20 protein-coding genes and 1 tRNA gene are annotated in these 18,365 nt (G+C 66.7%); 8 read left to right on the top strand and 13 right to left on the bottom strand.

Translation table 11 applies throughout. The annotated features are described in order from the left end of the window. Nucleotides 1-34 precede the first annotated feature (34 nt). Nucleotides 35-1,297 carry an amidohydrolase family protein gene (locus OCQ_RS03625; protein WP_009954408.1) on the top strand — a complete coding sequence of 421 codons (1,263 nt, stop codon included), beginning with the start codon at nucleotides 35-37 and terminating at the stop codon, nucleotides 1,295-1,297. Between the two features lie 67 nt (nucleotides 1,298-1,364). On the opposite strand, the gene OCQ_RS03620 is transcribed toward OCQ_RS03625, so the two are convergent. The 6 genes from OCQ_RS03620 to OCQ_RS03595 form a co-directional block, all read right to left on the bottom strand. Then, a complete protein-coding gene (locus OCQ_RS03620; protein ID WP_009954409.1) occupies nucleotides 1,365-1,790 on the bottom strand; it encodes a nuclear transport factor 2 family protein in 426 nt (141 codons plus the stop codon). A gap of 90 nt (nucleotides 1,791-1,880) precedes the next feature. Next, a complete protein-coding gene (locus OCQ_RS03615; RefSeq protein WP_014379135.1) occupies nucleotides 1,881-2,357 on the bottom strand; it encodes a hypothetical protein in 477 nt (158 codons plus the stop codon). A gap of 141 nt (nucleotides 2,358-2,498) precedes the next feature. Then, a complete protein-coding gene (locus OCQ_RS03610) occupies nucleotides 2,499-3,542 on the bottom strand; it encodes a CaiB/BaiF CoA transferase family protein (RefSeq protein WP_014383826.1) in 1,044 nt (347 codons plus the stop codon). Continuing rightward, a complete protein-coding gene (locus tag OCQ_RS03605) occupies nucleotides 3,539-4,495 on the bottom strand; it encodes an LLM class F420-dependent oxidoreductase (protein WP_020188702.1) in 957 nt (318 codons plus the stop codon). Before OCQ_RS03605 ends, OCQ_RS03610 begins: the two co-directional genes overlap by 4 nt. Beyond that, entirely contained in the window at nucleotides 4,480-4,914 is a 435-nt protein-coding gene (locus OCQ_RS03600) for a cobalamin B12-binding domain-containing protein (protein WP_008253559.1), read from the bottom strand. Before OCQ_RS03600 ends, OCQ_RS03605 begins: the two co-directional genes overlap by 16 nt. Continuing rightward, complete coding sequence (locus OCQ_RS03595) at nucleotides 4,915-6,492, bottom strand: methylmalonyl-CoA mutase family protein (RefSeq protein ID WP_009954414.1); 1,578 nt, start codon at nucleotides 6,490-6,492, stop codon at nucleotides 4,915-4,917. Nucleotides 6,493-6,561: 69 nt separating this feature from the next. On the opposite strand from OCQ_RS03595, the gene OCQ_RS03590 reads away from it, so the two are divergent. Next, complete coding sequence (locus OCQ_RS03590; RefSeq protein ID WP_014383825.1) at nucleotides 6,562-7,386, top strand: SDR family oxidoreductase; 825 nt, start codon at nucleotides 6,562-6,564, stop codon at nucleotides 7,384-7,386. Between the two features lie 4 nt (nucleotides 7,387-7,390). On the opposite strand, the gene OCQ_RS03585 is transcribed toward OCQ_RS03590, so the two are convergent. Genes OCQ_RS03585 through OCQ_RS03575 form a run of 3 tightly spaced genes read right to left on the bottom strand, consistent with a single transcriptional unit; the run spans nucleotide 7,391 to nucleotide 9,910 of the window. Beyond that, nucleotides 7,391-8,197 (bottom strand): methyltransferase domain-containing protein, encoded by an 807-nt coding sequence (locus tag OCQ_RS03585; RefSeq protein ID WP_014381807.1) that lies wholly within the window; start codon nucleotides 8,195-8,197, stop codon nucleotides 7,391-7,393. 59 nt (nucleotides 8,198-8,256) lie between these two features. Next, complete coding sequence (locus OCQ_RS03580) at nucleotides 8,257-8,964, bottom strand: M15 family metallopeptidase (protein ID WP_026071469.1); 708 nt, start codon at nucleotides 8,962-8,964, stop codon at nucleotides 8,257-8,259. Between the two features lie 58 nt (nucleotides 8,965-9,022). Next, nucleotides 9,023-9,910: a class I SAM-dependent methyltransferase gene (locus OCQ_RS03575; RefSeq protein ID WP_020188701.1), complete on the bottom strand. Its 888-nt coding sequence runs from the start codon at nucleotides 9,908-9,910 to the stop codon at nucleotides 9,023-9,025. 115 nt (nucleotides 9,911-10,025) lie between these two features. Between OCQ_RS03575 and pdxR the strand changes: the two genes are divergently transcribed. After that, nucleotides 10,026-11,411 (top strand): MocR-like pyridoxine biosynthesis transcription factor PdxR, encoded by a 1,386-nt coding sequence (gene pdxR, locus OCQ_RS03570; RefSeq protein WP_014383824.1) that lies wholly within the window; start codon nucleotides 10,026-10,028, stop codon nucleotides 11,409-11,411. On the opposite strand, the gene OCQ_RS03565 is transcribed toward pdxR, so the two are convergent. Together OCQ_RS03565 and OCQ_RS03560 are read right to left on the bottom strand one after the other, a co-directional pair. Beyond that, on the bottom strand, nucleotides 11,395-12,675 hold the full coding sequence (locus OCQ_RS03565; RefSeq protein ID WP_008253531.1) for a cytochrome P450: 1,281 nt from the start codon (nucleotides 12,673-12,675) through the stop codon (nucleotides 11,395-11,397). The genes pdxR and OCQ_RS03565 overlap by 17 nt on opposite strands. Before the next feature lie 40 nt (nucleotides 12,676-12,715). Further along, complete coding sequence (locus OCQ_RS03560) at nucleotides 12,716-12,916, bottom strand: ferredoxin (protein ID WP_008253529.1); 201 nt, start codon at nucleotides 12,914-12,916, stop codon at nucleotides 12,716-12,718. A gap of 186 nt (nucleotides 12,917-13,102) precedes the next feature. On the opposite strand from OCQ_RS03560, the gene OCQ_RS03555 reads away from it, so the two are divergent. Together OCQ_RS03555 and OCQ_RS03550 are read left to right on the top strand one after the other, a co-directional pair. Next, nucleotides 13,103-13,657, top strand: coding sequence for a TetR/AcrR family transcriptional regulator (locus OCQ_RS03555; RefSeq protein ID WP_085976839.1), 555 nt, complete (start codon nucleotides 13,103-13,105; stop codon nucleotides 13,655-13,657). A 159-nt stretch (nucleotides 13,658-13,816) separates the two neighbouring features. Continuing rightward, nucleotides 13,817-14,656 carry a mycofactocin-coupled SDR family oxidoreductase gene (locus OCQ_RS03550; RefSeq protein WP_008253525.1) on the top strand — a complete coding sequence of 280 codons (840 nt, stop codon included), beginning with the start codon at nucleotides 13,817-13,819 and terminating at the stop codon, nucleotides 14,654-14,656. Nucleotides 14,657-14,791: 135 nt separating this feature from the next. Here the strand turns inward: OCQ_RS03550 and OCQ_RS26455 are convergent. Continuing rightward, nucleotides 14,792-14,859 (bottom strand) — tRNA-Phe (locus tag OCQ_RS26455). Between the two features lie 174 nt (nucleotides 14,860-15,033). Between OCQ_RS26455 and OCQ_RS03545 the strand changes: the two genes are divergently transcribed. After that, nucleotides 15,034-16,605 (top strand): rolling circle replication-associated protein, encoded by a 1,572-nt coding sequence (locus OCQ_RS03545; RefSeq protein WP_014383823.1) that lies wholly within the window; start codon nucleotides 15,034-15,036, stop codon nucleotides 16,603-16,605. Here OCQ_RS03545 and OCQ_RS03540 read toward each other — a convergent pair. Next, a complete protein-coding gene (locus OCQ_RS03540) occupies nucleotides 16,553-16,972 on the bottom strand; it encodes a hypothetical protein (RefSeq protein WP_232065634.1) in 420 nt (139 codons plus the stop codon). The two genes, OCQ_RS03545 and OCQ_RS03540, sit on opposite strands and share 53 nt — an antisense overlap. 193 nt (nucleotides 16,973-17,165) lie before the next feature. On the opposite strand from OCQ_RS03540, the gene OCQ_RS03535 reads away from it, so the two are divergent. Together OCQ_RS03535 and OCQ_RS03530 are read left to right on the top strand one after the other, a co-directional pair. After that, entirely contained in the window at nucleotides 17,166-17,669 is a 504-nt protein-coding gene (locus OCQ_RS03535; RefSeq protein ID WP_014383822.1) for a helix-turn-helix domain-containing protein, read from the top strand. A 30-nt stretch (nucleotides 17,670-17,699) separates the two neighbouring features. Continuing rightward, nucleotides 17,700-18,299, top strand: coding sequence for a PIN domain-containing protein (locus OCQ_RS03530; protein ID WP_014383821.1), 600 nt, complete (start codon nucleotides 17,700-17,702; stop codon nucleotides 18,297-18,299). The last annotated feature ends 66 nt before the right edge of the window (nucleotides 18,300-18,365 follow it).

Genomic DNA, 18,365 nt, shown 5'->3' with positions numbered 1-18,365 from the left:
GAGCTCGCGTCGCGCACACATGAGGAGCCCATTGATGAAGGCCGATGACCTGATCCTGGTGAGCATTGACGACCACGTGGTCGAACCGCCGGACATGTTCCTGCGCCACGTGCCCGCCAAGTACCGGGACGAGGCACCGATCGTCGTGACCGATGACAAGGGCGTCGACCAGTGGATGTACCAGGGCCGGCCACAGGGCGTGAGCGGACTCAACGCCGTGGTGTCGTGGCCTGCCGAGGAGTGGGGCCGCGACCCCGCCGGCTTCGCCGAGATGCGTCCGGGCGTCTACGACGTCCACGAGCGCGTCCGTGACATGAACCGCAACGGCATCCTCGCGTCGATGTGCTTCCCGACGTTCACCGGCTTTTCGGCCCGGCACCTCAACATGACGCGCGAGGACGTCACCTTAGTGATGGTGTCGGCCTACAACGACTGGCACATCGACGAATGGGCCGGCTCCTACCCGGACCGGTTCATCCCCATCGCGATCCTGCCGACCTGGACTCCAGAGGGCATGTGCGCCGAGATCCGTAGGGTCGCCGCGAAGGGCTGCCGAGCGGTCACCATGCCGGAATTGCCGCATCTGGAAGGACTTCCGAGCTACCACGACGAGGACTACTGGGGGCCGGTGTTTCGCACGTTGTCCGAGGAGAACGTGGTGATGTGTCTGCACATCGGCACCGGCTTCGGGGCGATCAGCATGGCGCCCGACGCCCCGATCGACAACATGATCATCCTGGCCACCCAGGTCTCGGCGATGTGCGCCCAGGACCTGCTGTGGGGCCCGGCGATGCGCAACTACCCCGACCTGAAATTCGCCTTCTCCGAAGGCGGTATCGGCTGGATCCCCTTCTACCTCGACCGCAGCGACCGCCACTACACCAACCAGAAGTGGCTACGCCGCGACTTCGGCGACAAGCTGCCCAGCGACGTCTTCCGCGAGCATTCGCTGGCCTGCTATGTCACCGACAAGACGTCGCTGAAGCTGCGCCACGAAATCGGCATCGACATCATCGCCTGGGAGTGCGACTACCCGCACTCGGACTGCTTCTGGCCCGACGCGCCCGAACAGGTGCTGGCCGAACTGAACGCCGCCGGCGCCGACGACTCCGACATCAACAAGATCACCTGGGCCAACGCCTGCCGGTTCTTCGGCTGGGACCCGTTCGCCCGCACGCCCCGAGAGCAGGCGACCGTTAAGGCCCTGCGCGCCAAGGCAACCGACGTGGATGTGTCGATCCGGTCGCGCGCCGAGTGGGCGCGGCGTTATCAGGAAAAGCAGCTGGCCACGTCCTGACGCCGAACGTCGAGTTGTTGGGCGAAATCGGCGATTTTTGCGCCACAACTCGACGCTCGGGGCATCGTCAGCCCGTTGGCGGGTTGACGAACCACACGTTCTCCTCGCGCAGGCTGCGGCTGCGCCAACCGTCGTCGGTGCGCGTCAGCTCGTGGTGGTAGTAGCCGCCGCAGTAACTCAACTCCGCCATGCCCGGCAACTGCATGGGGTTGTAGAACATGGCGCGCACTGTCGCGGAATCGCCGTGCAGCGCCAGGATTTCCACGTTGGTGATGTAGTGCATCGACATCGGGATCGCGCCGAAGCCCTGCTCCAGCCATGCGGCCACCTCGTCGCGAGGGCCCGCCGCCGCGCCCGCCGACGAGTAGTCGATATGCGCGTCGTCGGTGAAGACCGAGCGGTACAGCTGCCAATCCTTGGCATCAACGGCCCGGGCGTATCTGTTGAGTAGCGCGGTGATTTCGAGCTCGTCGGCGACCCGCTGCAGATCCATCGTTGCACCTCATATCCCTTGGCGTCGAACGTCGACGTGTTGCGCGAAATCGGCGATTCTGGCGCCATAACTCGACGTTCGGCGGACGGACTAGCCTTGCGGCAGTTCCACTCCCTCAAAACTTTTGAGCATCTCGGCCGGCGGCGGCGTCATCTGGAGATAAACGTCTATGTGCCGGATCCGGTCATCATCGGTGAACTCATAGACGGTCAGCGAATTGACCACGCTACGGAATTCGCCCACCTCGCTCCGTTCCTCGAGTTCGAGAAACACGCGGCCGCCGGACTCGGTGATGTGCTTGAAAGAACACTCCCACTCCGACGATGTCGCCCAATTGGTGAGGAATTCGACATAGTCCGGCCACTTCATCACCTCTTTGAACGCACCGATTCGCTCGAATTCGCCCACGGCGACCAGCTCGGCCAGCGGTCTCCAACTGTCCGCCGAGAAGCCCGGTTTCTTCGCTTGGTCGACGAGGCGCTTCGTGGTGGCGCCGTATTGCAGCACCACGTGCGATCGGCCGGTGTACGAGTCGATAACATCCTCGACCGTTGGCAAGGCATTCACGCCCACACCCCGGCCTTTCGCAGGTAACGTCGCAGGATCCCGATGCGCCCCATGAGAATTCCCCTTTCACCAGCGAGACGTAGCCAGCGCCTTTGCGTCCAACGTCGACTTGTTGCGCGAAAATCGCCGATCCTGGCGCAACTACTCGACGCTCGGCAGTTCCGGCGGTGGACGGTACTCGGGTTCGTAGCCGGAGACGTGAATCGGGCTGCCCACCAGACGGAAATCACCCGCTGTCACAACCACTTCCGGGGTGGCCTCGAGGGCCTCGGGCAGGGTCCTGACGGCCGCCGCCGGAACCCCGAGCGGGCGCAGCCGGCGTTCCCACCCGGCCGCGCTGTCGGTCGCCAGCATCGCCGTGACGACGGCGAGCACTTCGTCGCGGCGGGCGACCCGCTCGGCCATCGTCTCGAAACCACCGATGCCTGCCTCCGCGGCGAACGACTTCCAGAACCCGTCATGGGTGATGAACAGCGCCAGATAGCCATCCGCGGTCGGAAACAGCTGAGCCGGAACGTAATACGAGTGCGCCCCGTGGGGGCGCCGCTGCGGCTCCACCCCGCTGTTGAGGTAGGCGGAGGCGTGGTAGTTGAGCTGCGACAACATGACGTCGCGCAGCGACACGTCCACCTGCCCGCCGGTGCCGGAGATGATCTTGGCCAACAGCCCCAACGCCGCCGACATTCCGGTGGAGTTGTCGGCCGACGAGTAGCCGGGCAGCGTCGGCGGACCGTCGGGGTCACCGGTCAGCGCCGCGGTGCCGACGCCGGCCTGCACCACGTAGTCGAACGCAGGGTCGTCGCCGCCGTACAGACCGAAGCCGGTGATCGCCACGCAGACGATCCGCTCGTTGTGCCCTCGCAGCTGCTCGTAGGTGAGCCCCAACCGGCGGATGGCCGACGGCTTCAAGTTCACCAGCAGCGCGTGGGATTCGCCGACCAGGTCGCCCAGGCGCTGTTGTCCCGCATCCGAATTCAAATCCAGGCAGATGCTGGACTTGTTCCGATTGAGGCTGGCGAAGTACGTGGCGCCGACGCTGCGGGAGATCTCGCCGCCGGCGGGCTCGATCTTGGTGACCTCGGCCCCGAGGTCGGCGAGCAACATGGTGGCATACGGGCCGGCCAGCATGGTGCCGACCTCAAGGATGCGGATCCCCGCCAGCGGCCCGGTGTTGCTGGGAGTCAACGCAATTCCGCGGCGAGCGAGGCGATCATTTCGCGGGTACGACGCTTGGACGCGACCAGCTCGTCCCGGCTGTCACCGATGGGCAGCAGCCGCACCGAGAGATCGGTCACGCCGGCATCAGCGAATCGGCGCATCCTGGCCAGAATCTGTTCGGAGTCGCCGGCCGCGCACAGGTCGCCGACGTCGCGGGCATCGCCGCGGTCGAGCAGGCGCTGGTAGTTGGGCGACACCTCGGCCTCCCCCAGGATGCGGTTGGCCCGCTCCTTGGCCTCCTCGACTTGCGAAGGCGCACACAGACATACCGGGATGCCCGCGACGATCCGCGGCGGGGGTCGCCCGGCATCGGCGGCGGCCTTGGTGATCTTCGGCGCGATGTGGTCACCGATCGCGCGCTCGTCGGCCATCCACAACACGGTGCCGTCGGCGAGTTCACCGGCGAGCTGCAGCATCACCGGTCCCAGCGCGGCGACCAGCACCGGCATCGGAACATCGGCCCCGATCGCCAGCGGGTTGTGCACGGTGAACGAATCGTTCTCGACGTCGACCGGTCCCGGCCCGGCGACGGCGGCGTTGAGCACCTGCAGGTAATCGCGGGTGTAGGCGGCCGGCTTCTCGTACGGCAGGCCGAGCATGTCCCGGATGATCCAGTGGTGCGACGGCCCGACACCGAGAGCCAGCCGTCCGCCTGCCACCGCGTGCGTCGAAAGCGCTTGGCGGGCAAGCGCGATCGGATGCTGGGCCTGCAGCGGCACCACCGCGGTACCCAGTTCGATGCGCGAGCTGTGCGCGGCCATCAGCGACACCATGGTCAGGCAGTCGAAGTCGTTGGGCACCTGCGGCATCCACGCGGTGTCCAGCCCCGCGGATTCGGCCCATTCGATATCGGAGGCCAGCTTGTGCACCTTGCGGGCCATGTCGCCACGCTCGGCACCGATCATTACTCCGACGCGCACTGTTCCTCTTTTTCTTCCGAAGCGGGCTCGGGGGTCCCGGTCAGCGCGCGGATGTCGCGCACCAGGTTGTCCAGCGGTGTCCCGGTGGGGAATACGGCCGCGGCCCCGGCGGAGAGCAGTTTGGGGACGTCGGCGTGCGGGATGGTCCCGCCGACGACGACCGAGATGTCGGCGGCGTCGGCGGCGCGCAGCGCCTCGACGGTGCGCGCGGTGAGCGCCAGGTGCGCACCGGACAGGATGCTCAGGCCGACCACGGCGACGTCTTCCTGCACCGCGATCGAGGCGATGTCCTCGATACGCTGGCGGATGCCGGTGTAGATGACCTCGAATCCGGCGTCGCGCAGGGTGCGGGCGACGATCTTGGCGCCGCGGTCGTGTCCGTCCAGGCCGGGTTTGGCAACGAGAACGCGAACGGCCACTTAGAACACCACCGGCTGCTGGAACTCGCCCCACACTGCTTTGAGCGCGGAGACCATCTCCCCGACCGTGCAGTAGGCGTTGGCACAGTCGATCAACTTGTGCATCAGGTTGTCGTCTCCTTCGGCGGAACGCGACAGGGCGGCGAGGCTGGATTTCACTGCGGCCGAATCCCTTTCGGATTTTACCTTGGAGAGCCGCTTGAGCTGAAGATCACGCCCTTCAGCGTCGAGCTCATAGGTGACGACATCGTGTTCGGGTTCCTCGGTCACGAAGCGGTTGACGCCGACGACCGGGCGGTCGCCGGACTCGATGTCCTGGTGGATCTTGAATGCCTCGTCGGCGATCAGGCCCTGTAGGTAACCGTCCTCGATGGCATGGACCATTCCTCCGTGCCGCTCGAGGTCGGACATGATCTCGATGATGCGCTCCTCGGTCGCGTCGGTCAGCGCCTCCACGAAGTACGAGCCGCCCAGCGGGTCGGCCACACTGGCCACGCCGGTTTCGTGCGCGAGGATCTGCTGGGTGCGCAACGCCAGCGTGGTGGTCTCCTCGGTGGGCAGCGCGAATGGTTCGTCCCAGGCCGCCGTGAACATCGACTGGACGCCGCCCAATACGGCGGCCATGGCTTCGTAGGCCACCCGGACGATGTTGTTGTGGGCCTGCGGGGCATACAGCGACGCCCCGCCGCAGACGCAGCCGAAGCGGAACATCGCCGCCTTGTCCTTCGTCGCCCCGTAGCGCTCCCGCACGATCGTCGCCCAACGCCGCCGTCCCGCACGGTATTTGGCGATCTCTTCGAAGAAGTCCCCGTGGGTGTAGAAGAAGAACGAGATCTGCGGCGCGAACTGGTCGATCGTCATGCGGCCGCGTTCCACCACAGTGTCGCAGTAGGTGACGCCGTCGGCGAGGGTGAACGCCATCTCCTGCACGGCGTTGGCCCCGGCGTCGCGGAAATGCGCACCGGCGACCGAGATTGCGTTGAACCTGGGCACCTCGGCGGCGCAGAACTCGATGGTGTCCGCGATCAACCGCAAAGACGGCTCCGGCGGCCAGATCCAGGTCCCGCGCGAGGCGTACTCCTTGAGGATGTCGTTCTGGATGGTCCCGGTGAGCTTCGAGCGCGGGATGCCCTTTTTCTCGGCCGCGGCGACGTAGAAGGCCAGCAGGATCGCCGCCGTGCCGTTGATGGTCATGCTGGTGCTGAGCTTGTCCAGCGGGATGCCATCGAAGAGGATCTCGAAGTCGGCCAGGGTATCCACCGCGACGCCGACCCGGCCGACCTCCTCACCGAACTCTGGGTCGTCGGAGTCGTATCCGCACTGCGTCGGCAGGTCGAGCGCCACCGACAACCCGGTCCCGCCCTGATCCAGCAGGTAGCGGTACCGACGATTGGACTCCTCGGCGGTGCCGAACCCCGAATATTGGCGGAAGGTCCACAGCTTGCCGCGGTAGCCCGACGCGAAGTTGCCGCGAGTGAAGGGAAACTCCCCGGGCTGGGGAGGCTCAGCGCCTCTATCCGCCGGCCCATATACGGGCTGCAGCGGGATGCCGGAGGGAGTGTGGGCCGTATTATCCATCGGTGAATAACGTACTTGCAAAAAAAGAGAATGCCAATACCACATGCTTGACCAGGTCAAAGGAGACGAATGGCTGACAACGTGCTCACCGATCGCACGGTGGTGATCTCCGGCGGGAGCCGCGGGATCGGACTCGCGATTGGCATCGCCGCTGCCAGGCACGGCGCCAACGTGGTGCTGCTGGCCAAGACCGACACACCCCATCCGCGCCTGCCCGGGACGGTGCACACCGCGGCGGCCGACGTCGAGTCCGCCGGCGGCAAGGCGCTGGCCGTCGTGGGCGACGTGCGCCGCGAAGAGGACGTGCAGCGCGTGGTCGACGCGGCCGTGCAGCGGTTCGGCGGCATCGACATCTGCGTCAACAACGCCAGCGCCATCGCCACCGACCCGACGGCCGTGCTGTCGGCCAAGAAATACGACCTCATGCAGGAGATCAACCTGCGCGGCACGTTCCTGCTGACCAAGGCGTGCGTGCCCCACCTCCAGAAGTCGGCCAACCCGCACGTGCTGACCATCTCGCCACCGCTCAACATGAACCCCCGCTGGCTGGGCGCCCACCCGGCCTACACGCTGTCCAAGTACGGGATGACGCTGCTGTCGCTGGGCTGGGCGGCCGAGTTCGCGGACGACGGGATCGGCGTGAACTGCCTGTGGCCGGAGACCTACATCGCCACCGCGGCGGTCACCAACATGGCCGATGGCGACCGGCTGGCCGCGTCGTCGCGCAGCCCGGAGATCATGGGCGACGCCGCCGTCGAGATCGTCTCTCGACCCGCCCGGAAAGCCACGGGCCAGTGCCACATCGACGCCGAGGTGCTGCGATCGGCCGGGGTTGCGGCTCTGTCCCGATACGGCGGTGGCGAGCAGCCGATCCCGGACCTATTTCTGGACTGAATACCTAAGCACGGCAGAGGATTTCGCCGTGCGGGATGGCAACCCAACCGTCTTCGGCGGCGGCCCATTCTCGCCAGGCGGCGGAGATCTCCTCGAGCTGCGCCGGGGTGGCCAGCTCGAGGCTCACCAGGTCACTGGCCACGGTCGAATGAAGGATCCGCTCGGCCCACATGCCGCCCCACCATTCGCGCGTCTCGGGTGTGGCGTAGCACCACAGGCTGCCGGTGGGCGTGATGTCGTCGAATCCCGCCTGCTGTGCCCAGGACAGCAGCCGCCGGCCCGCGTCCGGCTCGCCCCGGTTGGCGCGGGCGACGCGTTGGTAGAGCTCGCGCCACAACTCGAGGGCGGGTAGCTGCGGGTACCAGATGAACCCCGCATAGTCGGCGTCGCGGACCGCCACGATGCCGCCCGGCGCGCACACTCGCCGCATCTCACGCAGGGCGCGCACCGGGTCGGCGACGTGCTGTAGCACCTGATGGGCGTGGACGACATCGAATGTGCCGTCGGCAAAGTCGAGGTCGTGCACGTCGGCGGTGCCGAAAGAGACGTTGGACAGGTTGCGTTGTCGGGCTTCGGTGCGGGCCACGCCCAGGACGTCGGCGACTTGGTCGACGGCGGTGACGGGTCCGGGTGCGACGCGCGCGGCGAGGTCAGCGGTGATGGTGCCGGGACCGCAGCCGACGTCCAGCACCGACTGGCCCGGTTTCAGGTGGGGCAGCAGGTAGGCCGCCGAGTCTTCGGCGGTGCGGCGGCGGTGGCTGCGCAGCACCGACTCGTGGTGGCCGTGCGTGTAACTGGCCCGGTCGTTCATCTCGCCAGCCTACGGCGATCAGCCACATGATGAAACAAGTGTCTCGGTATATGAGACCGCTAGTCGACGGGGACGTTGAGAATCGGGAGGTCGAGACCCGCGCCCGGACCGTCGAAATGCCACCATTCGCCCGAATACACCTTCAGGCCGCCATAGTTCATGGCGTTGCGCAGCGCGGCCCGATTCGCCGTCGCGTCGGCGCTGATGCCCTGCGTGTTGAACGCCGTTGCCCGAGAGGTGAAGTCGTCGAAGTCGGTGCCCATGTCGGCCAGGCACAGCCCACCCGCGTGTAGTCCCGACGTGCAGGGCTGTTGCGGCGTCGTGAACGTCACGTCGACCGAGCGTCCCGACTCATGGCTGCGCGCATATTGGCCAGGTCGTGCCACCCAGGCGGGGTTGGGGACCAGGCTGAACATCTTGACCTGGACGTCATGCGGCCGATAGCAGTCCCAGAAGACCAGGAGGTGGCCCTGCGGTCGCAGCGCGCCGGCCGCGGCGGCGAGCCCGGGGGCCATCGATTGGTGCACAAGGCATCTGGCGTCGGACGGATACAGCTGCGTGTGGGTGAAGTTGTTGGTCGTCGCGTAGCGCAGATCGAGCACGGCGTCGGGAACGACGGTGCGGACGTCGACGAAGCCGGCCGCCCGCGCGGCGTCGCTGACCGGCGGCACGTCGGGGCCCGCCGAGGCGCGAGGGGTGCCCCAGGCCTGGCCGCACCCCAGGATGAGTGCGAAAGCGGCCAGCCTGAGCACCCCTGCGCGACGCATTGGGCCATTGTCCCGGTTGATCGGTCCGCGTCGGGTTATCTGGCCCTCGGGGCGCGCCTCATTCGCGTTCTGCCGTCGCGACGGCGAGCCAGTCGTCGTCCGCGAGCCGGCTTGCGCGCGACGGGTCGTAGCGGCGCAACAGCGCGGGCACGGTCGCGTGGTCGCGCAGCTCGAATCCGTGCGCTGCCAATGTGGCGGTCAGGTCGGCCTCGGTGAAGTCGCTGCGATACGGTTCGCCGCGCCGGGCCACCATCCGGGTGATCCGGCCCGCGCTCTTCCACGGGGTGTCGGCGGTGACGACGCCCGCGGCGATGTGGTCCAGGACGAGGCGACTCCCCGGGGTGCAGAGGCCGGCGAGGTCGGCGAGGGTCGCGTCGATGGCGCCGCGGGTCAGGTAGGGAGTGACGCCGAGCCACACCACGAGGGCGGGCTGGTTGGGGTCGAAGCCGGCGGCCAGTAGTGCTTCGCGCAGCGCGTCCCGTTCCAAATCGCAGGCGACCCAATGGATTCGGCAGCTGTGCCGCGGCGCCAACAGCCGCTCGACGACCGGGCGCTTGTGCGCTTGAGTGGTTGGCGCGTCGACCTCGAAGATCGTCACCGGGGTCCCCGCGCGGCGAAGGCTGGTGGTGTCGAAGCCCGCGCCCAGCAGCACGAGTTGGCCGATCCCCGCGGCGATCGCAGCCTCACATGCGTCGTCGACGTAGCGCACCCGAAGCGCGATGTGGGCGTGCAGGCCTCCCCACAGGTGGTCAAATATCCGAAGAGCGGCGTCGGCGGCGCACCGATGAACCAACATGGCGCGCAATGCGGGGTGTTTGACGAAATGTCGGGAGTACGTGTCCTCCACGAGCCGCCGCCCCGGTGGCCGCAGCGTTTCCGCAGCGCGTTGAAACGCATTGACTTCGGCGGTCCAACTCGCCGCGCGATCGAGGCGCCGAGCGCCCACATCAACCATCGTCTCCCCTTTGCACCAAACACCCGGTGTTGACGCTATCCACCCCACCGGCCCATCGGTAAGGTCCAATTCGATGCCGAATTCGTGGACCAGTCGCGATACCGGAGTGGACCTGCACCTCGAACTTCCCCCGGGTCGGGGCCGGCGTGCGGCGCTCGAAGCCGCTCTGCGACAAGCCATCCGGGGTGGACGCCTCGCCGCGGGCGAGGCGCTGCCGTCCTCGCGTGCCCTCGCCACACAGCTCGGGCTTGCCCGCGGCACCGTCGTCGAGGTCTACACGCAACTGGCGGCCGAGGGATACCTCCGGACCCGTCCAGGCGCGGCCACCCAGGTGGCGGGCGGACCGCACGTTCAGGCACCGATCGAATCGATGCGGGTTACCCAGCGCTACGCGGCCGATTTTCGCCTCGGCCGCCCGGACCTCAGCATGTTCCCGCGCGCCGAATGGTTACGCGCGTTGCGCCGAGTCCTCGAGGCCACCCCCCACGCCGAACTGGGGCCGGCGGACCCGCGCGGGTCACCACGCTTGCGCGCGGCGCTGGCCAACTACCTGGGTCGAGTGCGGGGGGTGCTCACCACCGGCGAGCACATCGTCGTCTGCAGCGGGTTCACCCAGGGGCTCCGCCTGGTGTGCGAGGCGCTGGCCAACGGCGGAGCCCGGTCGATCGCGCTCGAGAATCCCTGCCTGCCCGACCATCGCGCGACGGTGGCGGCGAGCGGGCTCACCGTCGAGCCCCTCGACGTCGACCACGGGGGTGCGCGGCCCGAGGGATTCAATACGGCCGTCGCCGCGGCGGTGCTCACCCCGGCACACCAGGCTCCGCTCGGGGCGACGCTCGACGCCAACCGGCGCACCGAGTTCGCGCACATCGCCGCGACCCGGGGCGCGTATCTGATCGAGGACGACTACGACGGGGAATTTCGTTACGACCGGCACCCCGTGGGCGCGCTGCAGGGCCTGGCGCCCGAACACGTCGTCTACGCCGGCAGCGCCAGCAAGAGCCTGGCGCCCGGCCTCCGCCTCGGCTGGCTCGCGTTACCCGCCGCGTTGGTCGACGGGGTGGTCGAAGCCAAGCGCCGCGCCGATCGCGGAACCGACGTGCTCGCGCAGCTGACATTCGCGGAGTTGATCGAATCCGGAGCGCTCGACCGGCACATCCGGCGGATGCGGCGGCGTTACCGCAACCGCCGCGACGCCCTCGTCGTTACCCTCGGCCGCTGCGCCCCCGGGATGCCGGTGTTGGGCATCTCGGCCGGCCTGCACGCCGTTGTCGCGCTGCCCGAGGGCATTTCGGAGGCCGAGGTGTTGAGCGCGGCGCGCGGACGCGACATCGCCCTCACCGGGCTGACCCGGTTCTGGCACGGCACGGGCCGCCGCAGAGACGGAATCATCATCGGGTACGGGTCACCGCCCGAACACGAATACACCACCGCCCTGGCCCGTTTGGGAGAGTTGATGTCCGCCGTCTCGGGCGTCAGTCGGCCGGGATGAAGTCGATGTGCAACTCCGTCAGGCCGCGCAGCAGGAACGTCGGCTCGTAGTGGTACTGACGGCCACTGGGCGATCCGTGCTTGGCCTCGCTGATCCTGAATTTGCGCGTGCGGTCCAGGAGGCGGTTGATGGTGATCTGTCCCTCCACCCGCGCCAGCGGCGCGCCCGCGCACGTGTGAATGCCGCGACCGAATGCGATGTGCTCGCGCACGTTCTTCCGATCGGGCCGGAACTCGTTGGGATTGTCGAACTTTCGCGGATCGCGGTTGGCCGCACCCAGACAGAGCATGAGGACGGTGCCAGCCGGGATGTGCACCCCGCCCAGGGTGGTGGTCTTCCGTGCCAGCCGGAAGTCCACCTTGGTGGGGCTCTGCATGCGCAGTGCCTCCTCGATGAACGTGCCGATCAAGCTTCGATCTGAACGCAGCCGCTCTTGCAGCTCGGGGTCGTCGCCGAGGACCTGCACCGCCGAGCTGAGCAGTTTGGTCACGGTCTCCTGCCCGGCCGCGAACAGGAACGTCGCCGGCCGGACGACCTCCAACAGCGGCGGGACCGAGCCGTCGGGGTACGTGGCGGTGGCCAGGCCGGTCAGCACGTCTTCGCGGGGTTGCCGTCGCCGGTCGGTGATGTAGGCGCTGAACAGGTCGTCGAGGTACTGCAATGGGTTGCTGCCCACCGGTTCGTGATCCAGCGCGCCCACTCGGGCGCCCGGCGCGTTGCCGGCCCCGAGATTGCGGCGGATCTCCGGGCGGTCCTCGTCGGGAACCCCGAGCAGATCGGCGATCGCCAGGGTGGCGAACGGCTTCGCGTACTCGCTGAGGAACTCGCAGTGGCCGTTGGCGATGAACTCGTCGAATTGCCGGTCGGCCAATTGCCAGATGTAGTCCTTGTTTTCCTGCAGACGGCGCGGGGTCAGCAGCCGGCCGAGTAGTGAGCGCGCCTTGTCGTGCTCGGGCGGGTCCATGACGACCATGTGCTCGAAGATCGGGAACTCGTGGCGATGCGCCTCGATCTGCTCACTGATGTCGTCGCCTTCCGGGGTGAACGGCAACGGCGGGAACGGACCACCGATCGCGTTGACCGCGGAAAACGAATCGACGTCTTTGAAGGCCGCCTGCACCTCCTGGTAGCCGGTGACGGCCACGACCCCGTAGTGCGGTTCGCGGAACACCGGTCCCTGGTTGCGCAGGTAATCCCAGTAGTCATAGGGGTCTTGCGCGACGTCGGCGTCGGTGAAGTAGTCGACGTTGGCGAGATCGGTCATGAGTCCAATTCCTTTTCCTGGCACCGGAAAGCGCAGTGCATCACGCTGATGTGTCGCCGGCGACGGCGCTGATGGCCTGGCGCGGACAGGCGGCCACGGCCGCCTCCACGCTGTGGCGCAACGCTTCAGCCGGTTGCTCGTCGCAGGTCGCGACGTCGTCACCCAGCTCGAAAACCTCGGGGGCAATCTCCACGCAGAGGGCATGCGCCTCACACAGGCGCGGATCCACCCGCACATGCATGCGAGCCGTCGTCACCGGCCCTCCAATCCCTTGTTTGCCGCTCCACAAACTGATCGATCGACCAAATTGTTAGGATGCGGTATGCCTACCACGGATCGCGCGGGCCGGTCAAGCAAAGCCGGCGCACCCAACCGCGCGGCGGCGCGCCAACCCAAGCGGAACCCCGACGCCGGCGCGCGCAGCAAGCTGATCGAGGCCACCGCCCGCATCATGCGCGAGGAAGGCTATGCCGCGGCCACCTCCCGGCGGGTCGCCGCCGAGGCCGGCGTCAAGCAGGCACTGGTCTATTACTACTTCCCCACGATGGACGACCTGTTCGTCGAGGTGCTGCGCGCCGGTGCCGAGACCGCGCTGACGCGCATGCGCGCCCTGCTATCCGAGGACGACCCGCTGCGAGCGCTGTGGGCGATGAACAGCGACACGGCGGTGACCGCACTCAACGCCGAGTTCATGGCATTGGCCAACCACCGCAAGGCAATTGGCGCCGAACTCAAGGCCTACGCCGAGCGCGTTCGTGACATCGAGACCGCGGCCGTCACCATGGTGCTACGCGCCAACGGAGTCGATCTCGAGGAATATCCCCCGGTCGCGATCTCGATGCTGATCGCGCAGGTGGCCCGCAGCCTGTGCAACGAGAGCGCCGTCGGCGTCACCCAGGGACACGACGAGCTGCGCGCGTTCGCCGAACGCCAGATGAGCCTGCTGACGGCGCCCGCGGCCGCGTCCACGCCCGGCCGCTAGCACCGGCCGGCGCCACCGCAGCGGCGACAGGACCGTTTCCGCATCCCGGCCACCGAGCGGGCGGTCGGGCACACGTCTGTTGACACTGCGCACGAATGATGCCAACCTTCCTGATCGATCGACAAAGAATTGTCGGCCACGTCTAGGTGAGGTGCAGTCATGGGTGGAAGAGTTGAGGGCAAGGTCGCGTTCATCACCGGGGCGGCTCGCGGCCAGGGCCGCAGCCACGCGGTGCGCCTGGCGCAGGAAGGTGCCGACATCATCGCGGTCGACATCTGCACGCCGATCAGTAGCAGCAGCGAGATCCCGCCGTCGACGCCCGATGACCTGGCCGAGACGGCCGACCTCATCAAGGGCCTGAACCGCCGCATCGTGACCGCCGAGGTCGACGTTCGCGATTACGACGCGCTGAAAGCGGCGGTGGACAGCGGCGTCGAGCAGCTGGGCCGGTTGGACATCATCTGCGCCAACGCCGGAATCGGCAACGGCGGCCAGACTTTGGACAAAACCAGCGAAGATGACTGGCGCGACATGATCGACGTCAACCTTTCCGGCGTCTGGAAAACCGTCAAAGCCGGTGTGCCGCACCTGATTTCCCAGGGCCAGGGCGGCTCAATCATTCTGACCAGCTCGGTCGGCGGCCTCAAGGCCTACCCGCACACCGGTCACTACATCGCCGCCAAGCACGGCGTAGTCGGCCTGATGCGCACCTTCGCCGTCGAACTCGGCGAGCACTTCATTCGGGTGAACTCGGTGCACCCCACCAACGTGAACACGCCCATGTTCATGAACGAGGGGACGATGAAGCTGTTCCGGCCCGACCTGAAGAATCCCGGCCCGGATGACCTCAAGGTGGCCGCGCAGTTCATGCACGTGCTGCCGGTCGGCTGGGTCGAGCCGGTGGACATCAGCAACGCGGTGCTGTTCCTGGCTTCCGACGAATCGCGTTACATCACAGGTCTTCCGGTCACCGTCGATGCCGGGAGCATGCTCAAGTAAGGGCTTCGCCCATCAATGGCGGCCCAGCCCGCCGTGGTCGTCGACCGCCCGCCAGCAGCGCCCACGGGGCCTGCTGGCACTTGGCGACCGTCCATGCAGCCGACGGGTCAAACGATCGATTGGTGATCACCATCGTGGTGGCCAGGGGCGGGATCGAACCGCCGACCTTCCGCTTTTCAGGCGGACGAGATAGCCACTGACCTGCGGTTTATCTGAGTCTATGCGTCTTATGCGTCGCGTTGAGCTGCGCTGACGCATTCAGTCTGTCCGGCGAACGGACATAAACCGGACACGGTGCTTGCACTCCCGACCGGGAGCTTCGGCGTTGCCGCTTGCGTTGCGGGCGGCTTCGGGGGCTCCGGGGAGCAGGCATCCCGATGCCCAGCATCGCATCATCAACTACCGGCTCGACACTATCGGCGGGCGGCTCGACATCGGCACCCGATGGGCCGCCATTAGGGCCTGGTTCTCCGGGCGCCTCGGTTGACGGGAGGTCGCGAGCGACCGAGGCCGCCAGGCCGCAGGGCGCGAGAGCGACAGCGGTCGGCCGGACATCGACCGAGGCACCCGGCCTCAACCCGGCCCCGGCCGGCGGGCTTGTTATATGTGCCGAAAATGTCCGCGAGTCGGTTGGCGACAGCATCGCGACCGGCGAGCTGCGGGCGATCGACGCGTTGGCCCTTCGGTTCCCGACGCCCGAGATGGTCACCGAAGCTGCGGCCCTGTTCGAACCGGCGGCACCGTGGGCGTGTGGCGCGGAGCGTCGCGGAGTCGAACCGGAATCCGGGCGGTTTCGCATCTCCATCGGGCCCGGTGTCGTGCGGCTGGGGTGGACCAATCCGGTCCGGGCCGAAATGACCTCCGAACGGGCAGTTAGCCATCACCAACGGGATGTTGACGACACGAAGTTCCATGTCCGGAATGACCTCTACTGCGAGGCCGGGCACCGTGATCGGGCCGTCGTGTCTTCGACACGACGGAGCCATACGGAAGATGAACAGCGCATTTCCGGGGGTGTCATCACTGAGTGGTCCCGAAAGTCACGGTCGTCGATGTGCCGCACCTTCGCCGAACTTGACTACCGCCCACTGGTGGAATCCGGTCGCGTGCCGTCGATGGTCACACTCACCTATCCCGGCGACTGGGAAGCCGTTGCCCCGGATGGAACCAGCGTGAAGCGGCATATGGTGTTGTGGCGCAAGCGCTTTCAGCGCGAGTATGGCGAGCCGGCCCGATACATCTGGAAGCTAGAGTTTCAGCGACGCGGCGCTCCGCACATCCATCTATGGATGGCGCCACCGATCTCGCCGGGTCGCTCTGGTTGGGGCTTCGCCAAATGGCTGTCCGAGACGTGGGCTCAGGTTGTCGACCATCCCAACGCCGAGCAGAAGGCCCGGCACCGGCTCGCCGGGACCGCGATCGACGTGCGCAATGGCTTGCGGGCGTGCGATCCGAAGCGGCTGGCCATCTACTTCACCAAGCATTCATCACCAAACATGCACGGCGACAAGGAGTATCAGCACATCGTGCCAGAGCTATGGCGGGAGCCCGGCCGCGGGCCGGGCCGGTTCTGGGGTGTTTACGGACTCAAGAAAGCCATTGTCGCCGTCGAGGTGACCCAGGACGCGTACATCGCTGCCCGCCGGATCGTGCGGCGGTGGTCGCGGAACCAGGCGGTGTACGGCCATTCGGGTAGTCACTTCCCCACTGCCGTGGTCCCGCGCACGGCCACGCGCCTGGTCCCGCGCATCATTCGCAACACCGGTGTTGTGACGCACCGTCGGGTTCGACGGCGTCGAACGCTCTGCAATCAAGGCGGGCTGGCCGGCGGCTACGCGCTGGCGAACAACGGGCCGGCGTTCGCCTCCCAGCTCGCGATCGCCTTATTCGGTGCGGCTACGACGACTCACTTGTCGCCTCAGGCCGGACATGCGTGTGATTGCGCATGACCTCGATGGCGTCTTGCGCTGCACCACAGGCATTGCGAAACGCACGCTGAGCGTCGTCGAACGCCTCCAACACTTCTTGCCAGTGATTGAGGTCGATCAGTGATCGGTCCAGCTTCCCGGAGACAGAGTGGACTATCTCGGCGATGCTCAAACCCGTGCCAGCCAGCCGGATGACAAGGTGATTGATCACCACAGGGTCGCTTACGTGGGTTCCGAAGTCATCGATATCACTCGCCAGCGTGCACATCTTGGAGTGCAGGCGTTCGGACAATGCGACAAAGGGCGCCGCGTCGCCCCATCGTGCGAAGTCAGGCACACCCGGTTCAAGGTGTCCGCTCGGAGCTGTGGGCCAAAGTTGTTGATCCATGGTCCAACCGTATGGGTGCAAGTACGCATCTCGCGACGTCCAGCGGTTTCAATTTCCCGAAAAGTGGATCCCCTGGTAACCCGGGCGCTGCTGCACTGCTCGGCATAGTTCAAACCCAATCGCTTTTCGTAACTTTCGTAACTATGCTACGATTGGTTGAGTTCCAGCGATGAGACGAACGGAAGTGAGACCCATGAGCAGCGCCTCCGCGGAGATTGTCAACCCGGCTCCGGCCGATGCCAATGGGCTTGCCGATGTCCTCAGCTTCATCGAGGCGCACGAGGCCCGTCACGGGACCTCTCCTGAGCCCGCCTTCTTCCTATCCGGTGCAGGCGAACACGATCGTGTCGAGCTGACCGAACAGCTATACGACGTTCTCAAGCGTGTCGCCCACGCCCTTAGTCACGGCCAGTCGATCAGCATCCTGACCCGCGATCAGGAAATCTCCACCCAGCAGGCCGCTGAGATCCTCGGTCTCAGCCGCCCCACGGTGGTTCGCCTTATCCAGGACGGCGAGTTAGACGCACACGTGCCCGGCGCGGTCCGACGCAAGTTGCGGCTTGCCGATGTCCTCGCCTACCGCGAGGAGCTTCACGCCCGGCGCAACCGGTTCATCACCAAGAGCTCGGAGGAGTTCGCGGACGCCGACGCCGACGAGGTCGCCGAGTTGCTCGGCGAAGCGAAACGTAAGCGTTGACCGTCCGCGGCGTCTGAAAGACTCGCCCATGTGTATCGCGCTGTCCTCGACACCTGTGCCCTGGTGCCGAGCCTTCAGCGTGACTTCCTGCTGCAGTTGGCCACCGAGGAGGCGTACGCGCCCATCTGGGGATCTGGCATTCTCTTCGAGCTGGACTACGTACTGGCCGGCCTGCACGACAAGCGCGGGATCAGCGATAGCGCCAGCCGCCGACGGCACCTTTTCGATCAGCTGAAGCAGGCGTTTCCGGGCTCGGAGGTCCAAGCCCCCAAAGACCGGGAGTACCGCTACGGGCTCAACGATCCCGATGACGGCCACGTCGCCCACGCCGCGATCATCGGTAAAGCCGACGCTATCGTCACCGACGATCGCCGGGCTGGGTTCAGCACAGCGCACGTGCTCGTGGAGGCTGATATCGAGGTCGTGCTGCCACAAGAGTTCGCGGCCAACACGGTGTCGGCCCACCCGCACGCTGGACTCCGTGCGTTGAGAGAGATGTCGAATCGCCGAAGCAACCCGCCGCAGACCCCGGAACAGATCCTTGAGCTGCTAGTGACACGGCACAGCATGACCGAGGTCGCCGAAATCCTGCTGCCGCTGCTGGCGGAAGAGACCAAGCAACCAGGCTGACCGATTCGGGGCAAGCCCAACAGTGCCGTTCTGGTCGGTGACTGACCAGCCGCGGTTGCCGCCACC

This window comes from Mycobacterium paraintracellulare, from assembly GCF_000276825.1.
GTDB classification, from domain to species: Bacteria; Actinomycetota; Actinomycetes; order Mycobacteriales; family Mycobacteriaceae; genus Mycobacterium; species Mycobacterium intracellulare.
Note: the sequence above shows the minus strand (reverse complement) of the source record. Positions and strands in the feature narration are given on the sequence as shown.